This is a genomic window from Chryseobacterium sp. MYb328 (assembly GCF_037572595.1).
Lineage (GTDB): Bacteria > Bacteroidota > Bacteroidia > Flavobacteriales > Weeksellaceae > Chryseobacterium > Chryseobacterium pennae.
In genome coordinates, this window is record NZ_JBBGZQ010000002.1 from 40,812 (window position 1) to 59,281 (window position 18,470).

Sequence of the window (18,470 nt, forward strand, 5' to 3'; positions counted from 1 at the left end):
AGGTGTCCGGCTTTTCAAAAGGCGTTAGCCTAAAAATGGTCAAGTTTTTCATTGCACTTAGTATTAAAATAATAATATGCGATTTTGTATTAAAACATCAATCTAATGGTTGTATAGACTAATTGTTTGTAATACATGAATAAAAATAATGAATTTATGATATATTTTTAATCATAAATAGAATTCTATAATAATTTTTTAACAAACAAATGTTAATTGTTCAAATGTTATAAAAGTATATGGTTTATTTTCTTATTCGTTATAAACAAGCCGGCACAATCTGTGTAACTATAAAAATAAATAATTATAGTTAAAGAAATGTTAAGCAAATATAGAAATAAAAAATAAAATATTTCAAAAAGAAGAGATTTGTTTTTGTTATATTACAAAAAGATAACATGCGGATTTTACGATAAAATCTACAAAAAGTAAATTTGAAAATATCGCAAAAATATTAGTTAGTGTTGCATGGGGTTGAATTGGAATACTATATGAGGTAAAGTGAAGAATGTATTTTGTGAATTATTTAACGTATAAGATTAAGGAAATGATAATTTTAATCATTATAGATTTTTTTTATCAGGTTCATTTAAAAATAAAAGAGGACTGCAATTAATGAGTCCTCTTTGTATATTTTAATGACGATTTGATTATTCTGTAATAAATATTCCTTTCTTTAATGTTTTTGATTTATTTACATGAATTAATTATAGGTTTTGATTTGTTAAGATAATGTTTAATTATAGTAGCAAATTGTTTACTTTCAATTTTTATATAATCAAAAATAATCTTTATCTTCTTAGAATATGCTCAAATTGTATTGCTTGGCCAGGTCTAAAATGATATGATATCCTGCCAATGAGTTTCCATGTTGATCCAAAGCAGGGCTGAATACGCCAATTCCCATTTTTCCGGGAACACTTACGGTAATTCCGCCACCTACTCCTGATTTGCTTGGTAAGCCTACCATTCGGGAGTATTCTCCACTGAATTCGTACATTCCGGCAGTCAGCATTTGAGATTCTATCAGTTGGGCAACATCAGCATTTTTATATTGGGTGTCACCATCGAAACGCACACATTGATTGGCAAAGAAATATCCGATTTTGGCTAAGTCTTCAGCGGTAACTTCAATAGAGCACTGCTTGAAATAATTATCCAGCTGATCTTCGTTTCCTGAAATCAGTCCGCTGTTTTTCATGATATAGAACATGCCACGGTTACGGTGTCCGGTGGATTTTTCGGATTCATAGACGGATTTGCTGTAATCAATCGTCGTGTTTTTCGTGATGTACCGAACCATATCCAACACTTTAAGGAATGGTTTCTCCCCATCACCGGAAATTAAAGAGGTGGTAAGGATTGCTCCCGCATTCATCATCGGATTAAGCGGTTTACCCGTTGTTTCCAGGTTAGAAAAGTGATTGAATGGTCTGTCTGATCCGAAATATCCCATTTTATCGAAGACATTGGCTTCTCCTCTTTCTTTTACGGCAGCCATTAAAGCAATGATTTTGGAAATGCTCTGCATGGTGAATTTCTTTTGAACGTCTCCTGTGCTGAATACCTTACCGGTTTTATCCACTACAGAAAAGGCGATAGCTTTAGCGTCCATTTTACCCAGTTCAGGAATATAATCCGCTACTTTACCCAGTGTATAATAATTTCTGTTTTTCTCCAGTATGCTGCTTAAAGTTTTTTCTGAAATCGTTGAAAGATCTGCTGTTTTCTGAGCATACATCACTGTATTTAAGGATAAAAAACCTGCGATAAGAATTCCTTTAGCGGAAAATAAAAAGCTATTTTTTTTCATGTAGAATATTTTCGAATAAAAGTTTAAGATAAGCCTCGAAAAAACAAAGATAATATATTTCATTTTTTATGCAAGGTTTAGGGAGAGCTGCAATGATGGAGAAGGGAATGGTATGTTTTTGATTATGATCTTGGAGAAGTAAGGTTTTATCTTTTTAATTCAAAATCTTTATAAAACAATGTGCCATATTTGTCCAGGATATGGGTTTTGTTATTTTCAATCTTTCCATCTCCTGTATTGATATAGTACAAGGGGATTTTTTTATTTATGATATCTTCCTCATCTTTGGGACTAAGGTTTTTAACAATCTTTATCTTGCTTTTTTTATCAAAATTTCCCACGAATAAAACCTGTTCGGAAAAATTTCCTAAATGAAAAACTACAGGCTGATTGGCGGAATGTACCTGAATTTCCCCAATGAGATCTTTACAATATTTTAATTGCTGATTTTCATAATCTTCATTGTTGAATACACTTCCTTTAATCTGAATTTTATTGGCCGTTATATGAACTAAAAATGGAGAAAAAACTATTACGCATAATACTGGTTTCAGCAGCTTTTCATTCAGGATGTATTGTAAGAGGATCAGGATAAAAGGAACTGACGGGATCAGATATCCTGCTTCCAGTGGATACTTAATAAAGAATGCCAGATTAGAAATGATGATTAGAATACTGAATAGGGCAAAATGGTTCCTGGGTACCTCTTTTATTTTCTGATAACCTCCTGTAAAGAGTTGGATTCCTAAGCCTGAAATAATGGAGGTCATTCCTAAGGCTCCGTAGATGTATAATGTGCCCAAGCTCAACAGACTTGTGAGGTTAAATTCTGAATCTCCGGAACTCTGGAAAAAATTAAATCCATATTTTAGGAGAACAGGCGAGAAAAAAAAACTGGTAAAAAGAAAAGCCAGAACTGAAAATAGAATACGTTTTTTTACTTCTTTTCCTGTATAGAAATACGTAAGAAAAAGAAAGGCCGGCAGAAAAATAATATTATTGAACCTGGCACTTACCATCAATCCAAAAAACAATGCAGCTATCCAAAGGTTTTTCTTCAGAAGATAATATACGCTGCCCAACAGAAAGAATAAAGACCAGTTGTATTCCATGGCGATTGTACTGTTCAGATAAATAACCGGTACAAAAGAGAATGCGATACTAATGAGGAAGGCTGACTGTATTTTAAGAAGATTCAAAGTCTTAAAAAGATATAAGGAACATCCGAAAGTAAATAAAACCGAAAGTAAATTGATGCACCAGTAAGGCTTGTCATAGACTAAAGCATATAAAAATTCAGGAAACGGATATCCGGGAAAACGGGAAACATTGTAAATATGATCTTCATACAATATTTTTCCTGTATAGACTTCTCTCCAGGCATCCAGATCTGAACCGAGACTATTAAAAATGAAAGGTAATCTTGACAGTACTACTATCAAAAGGATCATTATTTCCCTGAAATATCTTTTCATTTTTCTGTTGCTTTATTTTTGTTGCAAAATAAGTTCTTTTTATTGTACAAAGGATACAGATTGAGTGAGAAATTAAAACAGAAATGCTTTGTACAGCGCTTGGCTAATTGTGTATATTTGAGAACAGACATTATTATCAAAGACTCATTACCGATGAAAATAGTATTTCTTTTATTCCCTGTAATCATATTTTCGCAGAACAGAACCATGACTAAAGATCTGAATGATGCCCAGAAGAAGATTTTTATGAATTTGCTGAAAGAAGACGCGAAGGTTTCTGTTTTTTCTGTCCAGCATCAGCTCTATCTGGATTCAATCATTACTATTGTACCGAAAGAAGCTTTCTTTTGGCAGCAGAAGGCTATGCCTTTATTCAAGCAGAGAAAGTATGAAATGGGCATGGAGTATCTGAATAAAGCTGTTGAATTGGATACAACTGATCATTATAAAGAATACCGGGCATTTATAAAATGTTTATTTCAAAAAAATTATACCGGTGCTTTGTCTGAATTTGAAGAATTATCGAAGAAATATGAATCCGGAACAGTGATGGATCATCCTTATAGTTTTTGGATGGCCCTGTGCTATCTGCAAATGAACAGGTTTGATCTTTCCAGACAGTATATGGAAAAAGCAGTTGCCTTTGGAAGAAAACGTGATTTTGTAAATCCATATGAAATGTTTTATCTGGGGGTGATAGAATATGAAACTGATAACTATTCGAAGGCAGCAGCATATTTTGATGTTTCGCTGAAATATTATAAAGATTTTGCAGATGCAAAGTATTATAAAGCAATGTCATTGCTCAAAATGAATAAGAATGAGGAAGCTAAAGTTTTGTTTCAGGAGTCAAAGGAGAATTTTGAAAAAGGAAACTCGTTCAATGAAGGAAATTCGTTATATGAGTCATTTCCGTATCAGGTTTTCCGGTTTACGTATGCATATTCAGAGAAATATTTTAAATGAATTGAAACAGTTTCTGCTGAATTATAAAAATAAGGTAACTATATGCAATTTTACACCGTTGTCATTAGTTTAGGTGTGTTTAAAATATGTGTTTCATTTTATGGTTTTTTTACTTATTGGTGTAATTAATACATGTTGATGTTGGTTTTTGGTTAATTTTTTACTTTTAAATATTAATAAAATCAGTGAAAAATTCATTTTTAATGCTTTTAAAATGAAAATAAATTAATTTTTCTCTAAATAATTATCGGTCATGAATTAAGTTTTGATCAGTAATTCCGGGATATTATTGATTTTTAATGTGTATAAATGTGATATTTTTCACTAATAAATGATTTTAGTGTTAAAATTTTCATTAATTTCCAAATGAAAATTAATACATTTTTATTAACCATGAAAAACACTACTTACTTTAGTAGGCAGCACATCTTCAGATGGCTCCTGCTATGTTGGCTCCTGGTGCCTTGGGGGCTACAAGCACAATCATTAAGTCATATTACCTGGGATTCCCAGGTGGGATGCCAAATCTTCCGGGGCGAAAAAGGATCCGGAGAAAATCTCGTCGGAGCTTCTGACATTGATTCCGGCGCATGTGTCCGGGTCTGTGAAGGCAGTAAAGTGAAATATACTGCTCATGGCTCAAACATCAGTTTTGTAGCATGGATACCTACTGGAGGAGTGTTACAAACTACTTCAGGAGGAGCCAATATTGAAGCTGAAATTTTATGGGGAAATGCGGGGTCAGGTTCTTTACAGGCAACTATTACATTTACGAATGGAACTACTGAAACCCAAAACATCTGCATTGAGAAAATAAATAAACCTACTGCAGAATTCACTCTCGTTAACCTGAAGGACATTGTATGTAAAAATACTGAAGTTCATTTTGACAATTTATCCCATGCAAATGGCGGTACTGATATTGTTAATTATTTCTGGGATTTTGGGGACGGAACAACATCTACAGCTTTTGAACCTTCTCATACCTATACTCAGGGTGGAGGAGTTACTGTTTCTTTAACGGTAACCAACAAATGTGGATGCTCAGAAACGACCTATCAAAAATTAGAAATTGCAGAAGCCCCACCAGTACAGATCAGCTGTGCTTCAGTGGTGTGTGAAGGTAGTGCTGAAAGGTACAGCGTGAAGAATGGCTGCAAAGGAGAATGGAAAGTGATTGGCGGATCTTGGCAGAATATCTCAGAAAACGAAATCGAAGTAAAATGGGACAGTGTAGATCCTGAAGACGGTTTTGGCTATGTGATGTATAGATCTGAATGTGGCTGCCCGGTGTGGACTACTGTTAAGATTCCTGTGATTTTAAAAACAGCAAGAATTAAAGGAGAATCAATAGTGTGCTCAGGAAAGCAATACACCTATTCACTTCCGCAGTGGCCTACTACCCATATTGATTGGGATGTAACAGGACCTGGACCAGGTCAGTTGACGTATAACCAGCAAAGAAATGAAGTTCTTTTCACTGGAAGTGTACCGGGTACTTATACACTTACGGCTTCATATACAAATACTTTATTGCTATGTGGGGGTACTGCACAAAAAACGATTGTTGTAGAAGCTCCAGTAACAATATCAGGAGGGAAAGAGGAAATCTGTGTGGGAACACCACAGACATTTACGGCTTCCCCTAATGTTCCTGTTATCTGGAATGTTACTTTAAATGGTGACACAGTACATACATCGCCACAACCCACTACTGCTCCTCTTGATTATCCTTTTTTAACACCAGGAAATTATGTGATTACAGCAATCAGAGGTGGATGTGAAAGTAATCCAATATTGATTAGGGTGGTAAGTATTCCAAGACCTCCAAGAGGACCTATTACGGGGGATATTGTAGTATGCCCAAATAAGCCTTACGTATATTCACTTTCATCACCAGTGCAACCTGGGGTTATTCCGGTATGGAGTGTTACAAATGGTACCATTCAGGGAAGTAATGCTGGTAACAGTGCTACTGTTATTTTTAATCCTGGAGCATCTTCATACTCAGTATCGGTTGCTTACAGGACGGAAGGCACTGCAGCTTGTCTGTCTAAACCACTTTCACTGGCGATAAAACCGATGAATATTGATAAGGTTTATATTTATCAGAATTCAGGACCTTTCTGCCCAAGCAGTACACAAAATTTTTCAGCTAATTTAGGTGGTATTGTTCCTGATTCTATGGAATGGAGTTTTGATACTCCTAATTTCGGAAGTGTTATATCCGGGCAGGGGACTTCTTCGATCACTGTAAACATTAACGAGGTTGCTGGTAGTGTATATTCAACTAACCTGAAACTGGAAGTTGTGGTATGTGGGCAGAAAAAGATAATAATAATGCCTATAAGTAAACTAGCTCTTCCGGTAGTCAACTTTACGAACGTTGGAAAAGTGTGCTTAGGTTCGAATCTTCATTTTACTGTTGATCAGGGAGTGATTACTTCAGCAACAAATGTAACATTTACTTTTGCAAATGGAGATACCTATACCACAACATTCAATCCGTCTGGAGTATATGATTTCCCAAATAACGGGTACATTCAGAATGCTACAGGTGGAAATGTTAATCAGATCGTAACGGTAACTTATAGCGGAACCAATGGATGTGCATATAAGCCAACAGCAAGTGCGAGCTTTATCATTCTTCCTGAAACAATTATTACAGTTTCTCCGGTATATAATCTTATGGTTTGTGATGACTTTCCTTTACAGCCTTATACCCTTACAGCTAACAGCTCTACAGGTCTTACGAATATTGTAGAGTGGCAATGGTTTAAAAATGGTGTTGCATTACCAGGATTTAATACCAATGCATATACTTTATCAGGAACAGGTCTTGCAGGAACCTATCAGGTAAGAGCTAAGGATGTTAATGAGTGTTATGTATATTCACAGGAGATCAAAGTAATCAACTCTTGTCCAACAGCTAGTAACTGTACAACGCCTCCTATGGTGAGTTTTACTCCAAAATGGACTGGTTGTAATACAATTACTGTAAATAATTTAAATGTAAGTGTTGCTCCGGATGAAATCCAGTGGGTGACTAATAACGTGCTGACGCTGGTAAGCCCTCAGGGACAGCCTACGGCTACTTTCCAAACTAATCTTGCCGGTGCACACATTGTAAGTGTACGTTTAAGATATGGTTCATGTTGGTATTCAACAAGTTTTGAAGTTCGAAAACTATATGAGCCTAAATTCAATATTGGTCAGGTTTGTAGTGGGAACGGATATAATGTTACTTTATATAATTCATCTACAATATTTGAAGTTAATCCTGCCAGTTCTATAGAATATAGATTCAGTATGGCAGGACAGCCAGATCAGGTGGGTCAGACAGCTACTTATAATAATTTGGCGCCGGGTACTTATACCTTTACCATGAAGATGTCTATCCCGTCACAGCCGTCATTGCCGGCATGTACGATCACGAAAACGATCACGTTGGCACCTGTTCCAAGTACGAATTTCTTACTTCCATTTAAAGCATGTAAAGGAGAGGTGATTACTCTTTCACCTAGTTCATACACTCCTGGAAATATCTATACATGGTCTTTTGACGGAACAGCTTTTGTGACTTCACAACAGAATATGAATGTAACATTCAATACTGCCGGACCTAAGAGCGTAAGCTTAATGATTAAGACTCCGCAAGGTTGTGAGTATAATTCTATTGTACGTAATATTACGGTTTATGCAGCTAATTTAGATGGAAATCTTACCCCTCCCAATGCCGTTGCATGTGAAGGAAGCTCACCGCTTATTTCATTTGTACCTTCAGGTACGGTACCTTCAGGTTATATCTGGATGAATGGCAATGTTCAGGTGCCGGGAGCTCCTAACTCAATGAACTTTATACCGACACAATCAGGAAGTTACTGGCCGGTATTGATTTCAGCAGACGGTTGTACGACTAATGTAATGAGTGTTAAAGCGGTAGGTGTTGCATTTAAAAAGCCGCCGTATGTAAATATATCAGGACAAGCAAACATCTGTCAGAATAGCTATGGAGTACTTAAAGGTATTTTAACAGACAATACTCTGGAGTACAGATGGAAGAGAAATGGAGTTCCTTTATCTGCAGGATGGCTTACTGCTCAGCCAGTTGCCTATACTGTAAGCGGATTATCGGCAGGTACCTATACCTTCACTCTGGAAGCTCGTGTACCGGGAACTACAGATTGTTCAGGATCTAAAGATTTTGTTGTTACAGTGAGCAATCCACCGGCAGTTCCTACAGTAACATATACTCAGGTTGGTTGCCAGCCTTACAAAATTCAACTTACAGTATCCGGACCTGCAAATGGAGAATACAACTGGAGTAATGGAATGAGTGGACAAACCATTACAGTAGATGAAGGAGGGATGTATAGAGTATTCTACACTGCACCAAGTGGCTGTAAAGTATATGCTCAGATAGATGTACCATTGAGTATCGAAAGTCTGATGTGGGTATTCCCTACAGGTTGTTACAGTTACTGTAGAGATAAATATCGTCGTATTCTTGGGCCAAAAGGAACCTTTGACTATCATCAATGGGAGAGATTTGGAGTTAATCTGCAAAGCGGAAGCAATACCTTCATTGATTCATTTAACTTTGTGGATTCCCCTGGAACTTACAGACTGAGAATTGATCAGACTGCAGGCGGAATGTATTGCAGATATTATTCAGGAGCAATGAATTATTATCCAGGGAAAGATTGTGGTATAGAAACACAATGTAACTTTGATGTCAAAATCGAATCTTTCAAATGGGCAGGAGATCATTATAATGTTCATGGAACTATATACAACAGCGGAAGCCTTCCGGTGATGCTTAACGTTTCAAGTCTTTATGGATATGGAACTTATTTCCCATCTATGATTACGATTCCGGCAGGAGGAACATATGATATGAATGCCAATCCATTGATGTTCTATCCAAATGCTAGTTATCCTGGAGGAAATGATGCAATTTTATTCTTAGGACAAGACGATTGTAAGTTTGTTGCTGAGCCACAGGTTATAGGTAAATCTATTTCAGACAAAACAGGAAAAGGCCTGAGCCTTACTACGGCTTCTTCTCTGAAGCTGGCACCGAATCCTGCGAAGGAAATAGTGAAAGTTTCCTATAATACAGGCAATGAGAAATTATTGGCAACACAGATCAAGGTTTTTGATACTATGGGTAATATTAAATTCCAGAAAGAACTTAAAGCAGCTTCAGGAGAGATCAATGTAGACATCTCACACTGGTTGCAAAGTACTTATATTGTCATTGTACAAGCGGGAGAAACCTCGCTGCAAGGCAAATTGATTAAAAATTAATCCATACTTCATTCAATAAGCAGTGCTCTCCTCGGAGAGCACTGTTTTTTTATACCATGTGATTACTGAATTAAATCTATAATACCGTTTAAAATAAATGATGATTACTGGTTTTAATGATGGTAGCTCTATACAATTTTGGATAAAGCATTTGTTTTGTCATTCCGACGAAGGAAAAATTTCATATATAGTTTAGATTCTTCTTTCGTCAGAATGACAGAAATGTAAAATTGTATACAAAGAAGCTCCAATGATTAATTTAATTGATTATTGCCTTTAATGTTTCATTTGCCCAGGTAGCAATTGATTCTGGAATCCCTTGGTAAAGCGATGATTCTTCCCCAGATAACGACTCCTCATACGAACATTAAAAGGCCATATCCGGGAATGATCTGCTATGATTTTACCAGCAAATCATTAGCCATATTTGACGGATCAGTCTGGAATTATTGGAAATAATTGATAAAAATATGCCGGTAATACGGTTTGTACAGGTCTTTAGTATTACAGTGGTATTCATCAATACCACTGCTTTTTATGGATGAATATTAATACGTATCTTCACTGTATACTTTTTTTCCAAGATAGAAAAGCTCATGTTTTTTCAGGTTCACATTATCTTCAAAAATATCATGCACAAAGCGAACAAGCTCATTTACCTTTTCCCGTTGTGTAATTCTGATCCGGGATTCAAAATTAGAAGTAAATCCGCTCTTAGTATAGTTCAATGATCCGAGATAAGCCACTTTTCTATCAATCACATAAATCTTTGAATGCAGAAACTTATTGTCATAACGATTATTTCGAATGTATTTGAAATTCAGATTTTCAGAATAATGATAGGTATAGATCTCCATTTTTTCCACTTCAGTTTTCTTTTCCCAGCATCTGAAAAATCCATACAGGGAAGCAACCGCGACCAAAAGCGCAACGAAATTATTCGAATTGGTAAAGTCATCAACAAGATGGATCCCGAAATAGATGAGGGCAAAGATTCCCAGACAAAACAATACAATAGAAGAAAGGAAGAATAAATTTTTCAGACTTTCCCTTTTTTCTTTTTTCTTTACATCTGTCACCCGGTTCTGATGGATAAGTTTTCGCAATATGTTTCCGGATTGTTCAGGTCTGAGATCACTGAATGCTAATCTCACGTTAATATTCCTGTTCTTCAGCATAATAAGATCATCCAGCTTTACCTCGTCTATATAAGGAGAAATGATCAATACTTCAGCCTTTGCATTCAGAATGTCATTATTTAATTGAGTGCCTGCATTTTGTCCGACAAAGACTTCAACACCTTCACTGTTTTCTGTATCAATTTTAAAATAATATTTTTTCTTTTCCTTATAATACACCTTTATTCTTATTTGGTCTTGAAATTATCATGTTTCCGGATCTGCTACTTTCGGAACTACTGGAAGCGAAGTCAAAGTTTGAACTTCAGGCACCAAATTTACGTTTCTTTTTATTCTCTGTTTTACGGAAAAGCGTAAAATGATATAATCCTTTAATGTCAGACTTTAATCAATAGGTTTAACTGCCAGATATTGCGTATTTTCGTGTATAACAATACAGTTTTAATTTCAAAAAAATAAGGATGGAAGAACCCGACAAAAGACAGGATATCCATATCAGTACGAGAGAAGATTGGCGACAGTGGCTGGCCGAATTTCATCAGTCCCGGCCATCAGTCTGGGTTATTTGCAATACCAGGAAGTCAGGATTACCTGTCGTGGGTTGGAGTGAACTGGTGGAAGAGGCACTTTGCTTCGGTTGGATAGACAGTACGAGAAAAACCATTGATGAAGGGTCATTCAAACAACTGTTCAGCAAACGGAAAAAGAATAGTACATGGTCCAGAATTAATAAAGAAAAAGTACAGAAGTTAATTGATGATCAGCTGATGACGGAAGCTGGCTATGAGAGTATAAGAATTGCAAAGGAAAATAACTCCTGGACAATCCTTGATACAGTGGAAGATCTGATGGTGCCGGAAGACTTAAGTAAAGCTTTTAAAACCTACACAGGTTCTGAAGAATATTTCCAAAGTTTAAGTAAATCTATGAAAAAGATGATGCTTCAGTGGATTGTTCTTGCCAAGCGGCCGGAAACCCGGAAGAAACGTATTGATGAGATCGTAGAAAATGCGGCACAGGGAAAAAAACCGAAACATTTTTTATAAAGTGTTTTTAAGAGTTTATGGGAAACAGGACTCATAATAAAAGCTATTCCTTATTTTTGCAAAGCATAAACTGCAAAACTGTTTATCCCAAAATATGAACGATCCATTTTCTGAAAACAATCAAATAGGAATAGTTTCTACTTTCTCCGAACTAGTCAATACCAATTTTCAGGGAACTGTCAATGCCATGTGCTGGTACAGAAATTTAGGCGGAGATTTTAAAGAAATTGTTTCTAAGCTTCAGTTAAAAGAGAATATTACTGAGGTTTCTGCCGAAGATCTTTTGACGTTACAACTTTCAGAAAAGGGAAATGTTGCCAGGGAAATTGTCCTTAATGATTTACAGTTATTAACTGATTTCGGGGCTTTACCTTCTCTTAATTTGCTTAAAAATTATGAGCGGGACGAAGAATTTGATTTTATATCAACGGATGTATATTCATATCATGTAGATCGTTCCCCCATTGGAACAGATACTTTTTTATGCACTTATTATGGTGCTGCAAGTGATATTTTACCCAATGAACAGGCCATACAAAAAATACAGGATCCTGAGATACGGAAAAAGCTTAAGGAATTACATGATGGTTCTGAGGAGGGGTTTGAAGACTTTCTGAAAGACTGTTTCTTCGATCTGCATTATCAGGCTAAGCCCAATGCAGAGCCTACCAATCTGGGATTGGGACATCTTTGGCGATTGGCAGTAGATCATCCGAAACAAAAAGTTTTACCCTGTGTACATAGAGCTCCTGTTGAAAATGAGGGTGAATATCGCCTGCTTTTGATTTGCTAAATTATTTTGATCATTTATTACTGTAGATTATAGTTTGACTTTTCGTTTAAAAAGTAGTACCTTTAAAGATCTTATCCCGTATTTACGGTCTGTTGACCTGTAATTTAACGCTACAAACTGTATTGAATTTGATGACTAATGACTAGAACGATTGTAACTTTAATTTTCTTTTTAAGTGGTTTTTTCTTTTTAAATGCACAGGAGAAAAAAGATTCGCTTTATTATAAAATAGAAGAGTTTTCAGATAAAAGAAAAGTCACTAAATTTCTTCATCGTTTCATATTCCGTAGGGAGGCAGATTCTACCTCTGTGAAATCCAGAATTGAAAAACTTCCCCAGGAAGCTTATAATAAAAGGTATATCAGAAATATCAGAGTAGAAACCATTGACCCTTTTGGATATGGTTCCCAGGATGAGAAGGAAAAACTGAAATGGTATGATTGGCTGGCAGATCATCTTCATTCCACGACAAGAATTTCTACTGTCAATAACTATTTACTTTTTAAGGAAGGAGAAGAATATAATGCCCAGAAACTTTATGAATCCGAACGTTTGCTGAGGACAATGCCTTTTATCAATAGGGTAAATATCAGCGTTTCCGATGATACTTCCGGTAAAGATTCTATTGATGTTGTTGTCAAAGTACTTGATTCCTGGAGTTTAAAGCCAAGAGTCAGTTATTCAGGAAGTAAGATTGGTTTGGGAGTAACCGAAGAAAATGTATTGGGCTTAGGGCATACCTTTGATTTCCTTTACAGGAATGACTCCAAAGAAAAGCAGGATTATGTTTTAGGAAGCTATACAGCTTATAATCTTTTTGGTTCTTATATCAATGCTCAAATTCTGGGAGAGCGGGATTTTTTTAGAAATGAAAGAATCAATTTCAATGTCAGAAGAGATTTCTTTTCCCCTTTAACGAAATGGGCAGGTGGTTTTACTTTTGAGTATTTTATGAGGAATGTTTTGCTTCCGATAGAAACAGATACTGCTTATCCGGAAGTTCAGATCAAGGTCTATAGTCAGGATGTATGGGGAGGTTATCAGATACCGGTTTCATCTGATGCCAGCGAAAAAGTTGCCAGTAATATTGCTGTTATAGGACGCTTCCAGAATTACCAGTATAAAGATAGTCCCGGGATTGATCAGTATAAATATTTCAGCTCTTACAACAGCTTTCTGATGTCTGTGGGGCTTATCAACAGAAGGTTTTCCGTTCAGAAGAATATTTTCCAGTATGATCTGCCGGAGGATATCGCTTATGGAAACTCTGTAAGTGTAATTGCAGGTGGCTTGTCAAGAAACAAAGAAATGAATCCTTACGTAGGAATTTCAGCATCTTATGGAAGCTTTACAAAATTGGGATATTTTACTCTTAAAGCCCAGTTTGGAAGATTTTTTAATGAAGACAGCCAAAACCGCGAGTCCTTTCGGGTGGATGGAACTTATTTTACGAACCTTATGGATTGGAAGTTTGCTACAGTAAGGCATTTCTTTTCACCAACTGTCGCATTAGGAAATCCACAACATAACTATTCTTACAAAGACAGGATTACCCTTTCTTCATCCGATGAGTTTCCTGTTTACAATTCAGATTATATCGGAACTAAAAAAATGGTTTTAAGGTATCAGCTTCAAATGTTTATTAACAAAACATGGAAGAATTTTCATTTCAGTCCCTATTTGACAATGGCAGTAGGGTGGCTGGGTATGCCTGATGATAAACTCCTGAAAACCAAAGCGAACACCAAAATAGGAGTGGGGGTTTTAATTAATAATCCGTTTTTGGTATTCAACAGGATTCAGATTTCTTTCACCTATTATCCGCGTGTTCCTTTTGATAATAATTCGGTTTTTGATTTTAACAGCAACCGAAACAACCTTCTGCCAATGAACAGTTTTGCTACAGAGGTGCCTCATTTTGTGAATTTTGGGAACTGATGAGGTGTATAATTATGTGGTATTATCAATTATTTTGACGGTTATTTCTTCTGAGTTCTCTTTCAATCTCGTCAACTTCCCGTAGAGGAAGGAGATAATTGTCATTTATATATTTTAGAATATTTTTATTTGTTTTATCATTTACTTGTCTGATGAAAAGATGATTAGAAGATTTTAAAATTTCAATAAAATTATCAGCGTATTGCTCCTTATTAAAAAAGGGACTTTCAATAACAGCTCTTTTATCATCATTCACAATGATATCATTAAAAACTGTATTGAGAAGAACAGTCTGGAAAAATGATTCAGCTGGTAAAAGAGTATGAAGGTAATAATCTTCAAAATCCATCACCCTCTTATTATTGGTCAGAAAGACACATGTTTCTCTTGTAAGAATAAACCATTTCCCACCGATATAAGGTGTAACTCCTTTCATAAATTCTCTTTTATAAATTAATGATGAGATTTTATGGGTCAGCTCTGTAAAATGATTTTGTATCCTTTGAAGTGTATCCGGTCTGTAAAATTTCTGATCATAATAAAAAAGATAGTTTTTTCCATTATTGATCGTAAGAAAATTACGTATGGTATTTTGTGACTTGAGAGGATAATCTTCACCACTTAAATTGATAAAATAATCCCAATGCTGGTTTGCATTCAAAAGATATTCCATTGCATTAAGTTCAGCCTGGATCATACTGAACCCTCCGGATACTATGTTCATACTTTCCAAAATATAGACATTAGGAAAATGCACTAGATATAATTGTATTTCTTCGGTTAATTCTGCTTTGGCTTTCCGGTCAATATGAATAAGATAAAACTGATCTTTCGTGTAAATCTTCTGAAACATTTCTTTAAATACATCAGGTTTATGATGTATCATTATAAAATAAGCAATTCTTACCTGTTGATCTGATTTCAGGTCTGAAGGTTGAGAATGGGGGTGGGGTATAGGAAATGATGTTTGCATAGGATTAAATTTTAAAAATCATCCGCACAGGCAAACAATTCAGTTTATAGCTCTAATTTACGAATATGTTTTTGATAATCAATTTATTAAATTAATTATTGGACATTCATTTTATCGTACATTTGCATTGCATTTATAAAATGTTTTTTTTTGAATTGTTGCTGTATAAGAATTAAAAAACCAATCTAATATTTCATAAAAAGCTTTCTCAGGTAATATTATGAGGTGGTCTGACTTACTTTTTTAGTGCCTCATCTCTGACTCAATGACCTGATTTACCCAAACAATTGATGACTTCCGTAGTAAAGGAAAAGAAACGGATTTTTAGGGTCGAATAGACAAATCAATTGGAGAATTGCATTGTTTTTATAAATATCTTCACCATTCTTTTCAGAGTAAATTTTAAAAGAGCAATAAACTGGTTCATTTTAATTTGAAAGAGTTGGAAAGTTTTATTATTGAATGGGAAGATTCTTATAAAGCTTATCTTTGTAAGAATTGTCATGGTATTCAAAAACAAATTTTTAAAACAACTTTTATAAAAAATTGATTTATACAACACTTTTAAATATTGCTATCTTCCAGGGAATAGTTTTAGGTTTCGTTATTTTAAAATCTTCCTTATTCAACAGCAATTCAAATAAATATTTAGCTTACTTACTATTTACAATTTCCATTAAATTACTGAATCATGTTTTTGATATACAAAAGGTATTAATATCCTATCCTCTTCTACGTATTCTGGACAACATAGAGTGGGTATTTCTGATACCGGCTTTCATGTTCCTGTTTATTATGAACAGGATTGATCATACTGGAAAAAGCAAACAAAGAAATTATCTGTGTTTTATTCCATTTGCTTATTCCGCTGTCCTTAATATTATAAACGATCTTGACCATGTTGCAGGAATTTATACTTTTTCTGAATCAGGCAACACTATCATCCAGATACTTGGTTTGATTCAACTTTTTTTAGCTGTTACCTTTATCCCATTCCTGCCGGTTTATTGTTATTTCATGATAAGACATTTAAAAGATTCGCAGGAAAAAAAATGGATACTTGCCTTATTAACAATGGTATCTTCAGTTCTATTAGTCTGGCTTATTACCGCTCTGGCCGGCTTACTTTTTGACTATGACATTTCTTCTACGATGAGTGCCTTGGCTTTATTTGCAACATTCATCATTCATTGGACAGCTTATGTAGGCATTTACAAATATAAGCTTGCTAAAAACAGGGATGCTGTCCACAATTTTTTAAATCAAGATTCAGTTATTCCGTCTACTGATTTGCAAATTGTACAAAATAGCACAAGTATCCCACAGGAATATAAGGAATCTATCACGGCGGATAATCTTTATTTCCAAAAACTGGAACTTCTTTGCAAAGATCAGCACATTTATACCGACAGTACATTAAACAGAGAGAAAGTAGCTGAAAAATTAGGTATAAGTGCAGGATATGTTTCACAAATTGTCAACACAATAACTGGGGACAACTTCGCTCATTACATCAATCAATATCGGGTGGAAGCCGTCAAGCAGATGATATCAGATTCGGAATATGAAAACTATACTTTGTTGACCATGGGGCTGGAGGCTGGGTTTACTTCAAAAACGACTTTCTATAAAGCCTTTAAAAAAGTGACTGGTCAGACCCCAAATGAATATAAGAATACCAGCAAATAAGTACCATTTTATACATTTTTAAGCTTTTGAAACCTGTTGTAATTTGAATTATTTGAAGTTTGCATTTAAATAATTCAAATTAAATTTTTATGAAAAAAAACTTTTCACTACTCATCATTTTGTTTGCTTTTTATTCTGTCTATGCTCAAAGTGAAACTGATGTAGATCCTTATCAGAAAAACAATGAAATTAAACTGAATCTAATTTCTCCGTTATCGGGTGCCGTTGAAGTAGGTTATGAACGACATTTAAACAAAAATTCATCACTGGGGATTTCTTCGTTTATTGTTTATGATCATACAAAAGAAAAGGATATGAATTACAATATCTCCCCATATTACAGATATTACTTTGGAAAAAAATATGCTTCCGGTTTTTTTGTTGAAGGATTTGGAATGTTTACTTCCATTGATGGGAAAAAAATATACTCAGCAGACCATCTGACATTCACTGAAAATAAAGATGTTTATGATGTTGCGCTTGGTGCTGGTCTTGGCTGGAAGTTGGTTACAAAAAAAGGATTTGTTTTTGAAGCCAACGCAGGGTACGGAAAACTTTTGTTCAATGCAGGCAAAACAGATCATAATGTGGTTACAAAATTCGGACTGAGTATTGGCTATCGATTCAAATAATGATCTGATAGGAAAACAATGACAGGATCAGAAGAATAGGGTGAACGAGATTTACCAGTTTGTCAATAAAAAAGATGATATACTTAAATGTATCAGCTAAATTTTACAGAAAAATGCCCGATTTTAATATCGGCTACTACTGTTAACAATATTCGAAGTAGTGATGGCTGTTTTGTTGGATTATTTGGATGTCTTAAAGAACATCCGCTACTTTCTGTGGATGTGATGTGAATACTGTATGGCTGGCTCCATCCAATAGCTTAATTATCTAATGTAAGAGTAGATAGCTGCAGGTCTGCATTAAGTATTACGGGAAGGAATATCAATCCTTGAGTCCTCATGAAAATATCCGGAATTATTCCGGATATTTTTTTGCTTAACAAATAATAATATAAAATTTTCTCTATTTCAGGTAAGGGTGTCAATACTTGATGCAATAGCTGAGTACGACACCTTCACTAAGGTAGAGATGTAGTTTTAGACTCACTATTCCCCAAAAATATTTTTTAATAATAAAAATACATTCATTCGGGTGTATCTTTTGCATTTCATAATTTCCTAAAAAATCATATAATTCATCCATTGTTTTTCCTGGAAGTTCACCTTCTGATATTTGGATGTTTTGATTTTCATCATGGAAGTAGTGGTTTTTATTATTCATTGTAGAAAATTATAGGAGTCCGTTATTTTTGTCAA

General features: G+C 35.0%; 12 protein-coding genes. 7 read left to right on the forward strand and 5 right to left on the reverse strand.

Annotated features, from left to right (window positions below):
* Positions 1-799 precede the first annotated feature (799 nt).
* Both glsA and WH267_RS02250 read right to left on the reverse strand, forming a co-directional pair.
* Entirely contained in the window at positions 800-1,813 is a 1,014-nt protein-coding gene (glsA, locus tag WH267_RS02245) for a glutaminase A (protein WP_340005262.1), read from the reverse strand.
* A 146-nt stretch (positions 1,814-1,959) separates the two neighbouring features.
* A complete protein-coding gene (locus WH267_RS02250) occupies positions 1,960-3,288 on the reverse strand; it encodes a hypothetical protein (RefSeq protein ID WP_340005264.1) in 1,329 nt (442 codons plus the stop codon).
* A gap of 153 nt (positions 3,289-3,441) precedes the next feature.
* Here WH267_RS02250 and WH267_RS02255 point away from each other — a divergent pair, with 153 nt between their 5' ends.
* A complete protein-coding gene (locus tag WH267_RS02255; RefSeq protein WP_340005267.1) occupies positions 3,442-4,254 on the forward strand; it encodes a tetratricopeptide repeat protein in 813 nt (270 codons plus the stop codon).
* A gap of 393 nt (positions 4,255-4,647) precedes the next feature.
* Complete coding sequence (locus WH267_RS02260) at positions 4,648-9,564, forward strand: PKD domain-containing protein (protein WP_340005269.1); 4,917 nt, start codon at positions 4,648-4,650, stop codon at positions 9,562-9,564.
* A gap of 548 nt (positions 9,565-10,112) precedes the next feature.
* Here the strand turns inward: WH267_RS02260 and WH267_RS02265 are convergent.
* Positions 10,113-10,922 carry a phospholipase D-like domain-containing protein gene (locus WH267_RS02265; protein ID WP_340005271.1) on the reverse strand — a complete coding sequence of 270 codons (810 nt, stop codon included), beginning with the start codon at positions 10,920-10,922 and terminating at the stop codon, positions 10,113-10,115.
* A gap of 242 nt (positions 10,923-11,164) precedes the next feature.
* Between WH267_RS02265 and WH267_RS02270 the strand changes: the two genes are divergently transcribed.
* The 3 genes from WH267_RS02270 (at position 11,165) to WH267_RS02280 (ending at position 14,480) form a co-directional block, all read left to right on the forward strand.
* A complete protein-coding gene (locus tag WH267_RS02270; RefSeq protein ID WP_340005273.1) occupies positions 11,165-11,749 on the forward strand; it encodes a YdeI/OmpD-associated family protein in 585 nt (194 codons plus the stop codon).
* 94 nt (positions 11,750-11,843) lie between these two features.
* Positions 11,844-12,542, forward strand: coding sequence for a DUF1826 domain-containing protein (locus tag WH267_RS02275; RefSeq protein ID WP_340005275.1), 699 nt, complete (start codon positions 11,844-11,846; stop codon positions 12,540-12,542).
* A gap of 138 nt (positions 12,543-12,680) precedes the next feature.
* The gene (locus WH267_RS02280; protein ID WP_340005277.1) at positions 12,681-14,480 is read left to right on the forward strand and encodes a hypothetical protein; all 1,800 of its coding nucleotides are present in this window, start codon (positions 12,681-12,683) and stop codon (positions 14,478-14,480) included.
* Positions 14,481-14,505: 25 nt separating this feature from the next.
* On the opposite strand, the gene WH267_RS02285 is transcribed toward WH267_RS02280, so the two are convergent.
* On the reverse strand, positions 14,506-15,453 hold the full coding sequence (locus WH267_RS02285) for a beta-1,6-N-acetylglucosaminyltransferase (RefSeq protein WP_115971243.1): 948 nt from the start codon (positions 15,451-15,453) through the stop codon (positions 14,506-14,508).
* 795 nt (positions 15,454-16,248) lie between these two features.
* On the opposite strand from WH267_RS02285, the gene WH267_RS02290 reads away from it, so the two are divergent.
* Entirely contained in the window at positions 16,249-17,142 is an 894-nt protein-coding gene (locus WH267_RS02290) for a helix-turn-helix domain-containing protein (RefSeq protein WP_228455638.1), read from the forward strand.
* An 89-nt stretch (positions 17,143-17,231) separates the two neighbouring features.
* Entirely contained in the window at positions 17,232-17,774 is a 543-nt protein-coding gene (locus WH267_RS02295; RefSeq protein WP_340005283.1) for a DUF3575 domain-containing protein, read from the forward strand.
* Between the two features lie 421 nt (positions 17,775-18,195).
* Here WH267_RS02295 and WH267_RS02300 read toward each other — a convergent pair whose 3' ends face one another.
* Entirely contained in the window at positions 18,196-18,435 is a 240-nt protein-coding gene (locus WH267_RS02300) for a hypothetical protein (RefSeq protein WP_115971246.1), read from the reverse strand.
* Between the last annotated feature and the right edge of the window lie 35 nt (positions 18,436-18,470).

Excerpts from the sequence above, each read along its gene's own strand:
- glsA (WP_340005262.1), bottom strand. The coding sequence starts at position 1,813 with ATGAAAAAAAATAGCTTTTTATTTTCCGCTAAAGGAATTCTTATCGCA.
- WH267_RS02250 (WP_340005264.1), bottom strand. The coding sequence starts at position 3,288 with ATGAAAAGATATTTCAGGGAAATAATGATCCTTTTGATAGTAGTACTG.
- WH267_RS02255 (WP_340005267.1), top strand. The coding sequence starts at position 3,442 with ATGAAAATAGTATTTCTTTTATTCCCTGTAATCATATTTTCGCAGAAC.
- WH267_RS02260 (WP_340005269.1), top strand. The coding sequence starts at position 4,648 with ATGAAAAACACTACTTACTTTAGTAGGCAGCACATCTTCAGATGGCTC.
- WH267_RS02270 (WP_340005273.1), top strand. The coding sequence starts at position 11,165 with ATGGAAGAACCCGACAAAAGACAGGATATCCATATCAGTACGAGAGAA.
- WH267_RS02275 (WP_340005275.1), top strand. The coding sequence starts at position 11,844 with ATGAACGATCCATTTTCTGAAAACAATCAAATAGGAATAGTTTCTACT.
- WH267_RS02280 (WP_340005277.1), top strand. The coding sequence starts at position 12,681 with ATGACTAGAACGATTGTAACTTTAATTTTCTTTTTAAGTGGTTTTTTC.
- WH267_RS02285 (WP_115971243.1), bottom strand. The coding sequence starts at position 15,453 with ATGCAAACATCATTTCCTATACCCCACCCCCATTCTCAACCTTCAGAC.
- WH267_RS02290 (WP_228455638.1), top strand. The coding sequence starts at position 16,249 with ATGAACAGGATTGATCATACTGGAAAAAGCAAACAAAGAAATTATCTG.
- WH267_RS02295 (WP_340005283.1), top strand. The coding sequence starts at position 17,232 with ATGAAAAAAAACTTTTCACTACTCATCATTTTGTTTGCTTTTTATTCT.
- WH267_RS02300 (WP_115971246.1), bottom strand. The coding sequence starts at position 18,435 with ATGAATAATAAAAACCACTACTTCCATGATGAAAATCAAAACATCCAA.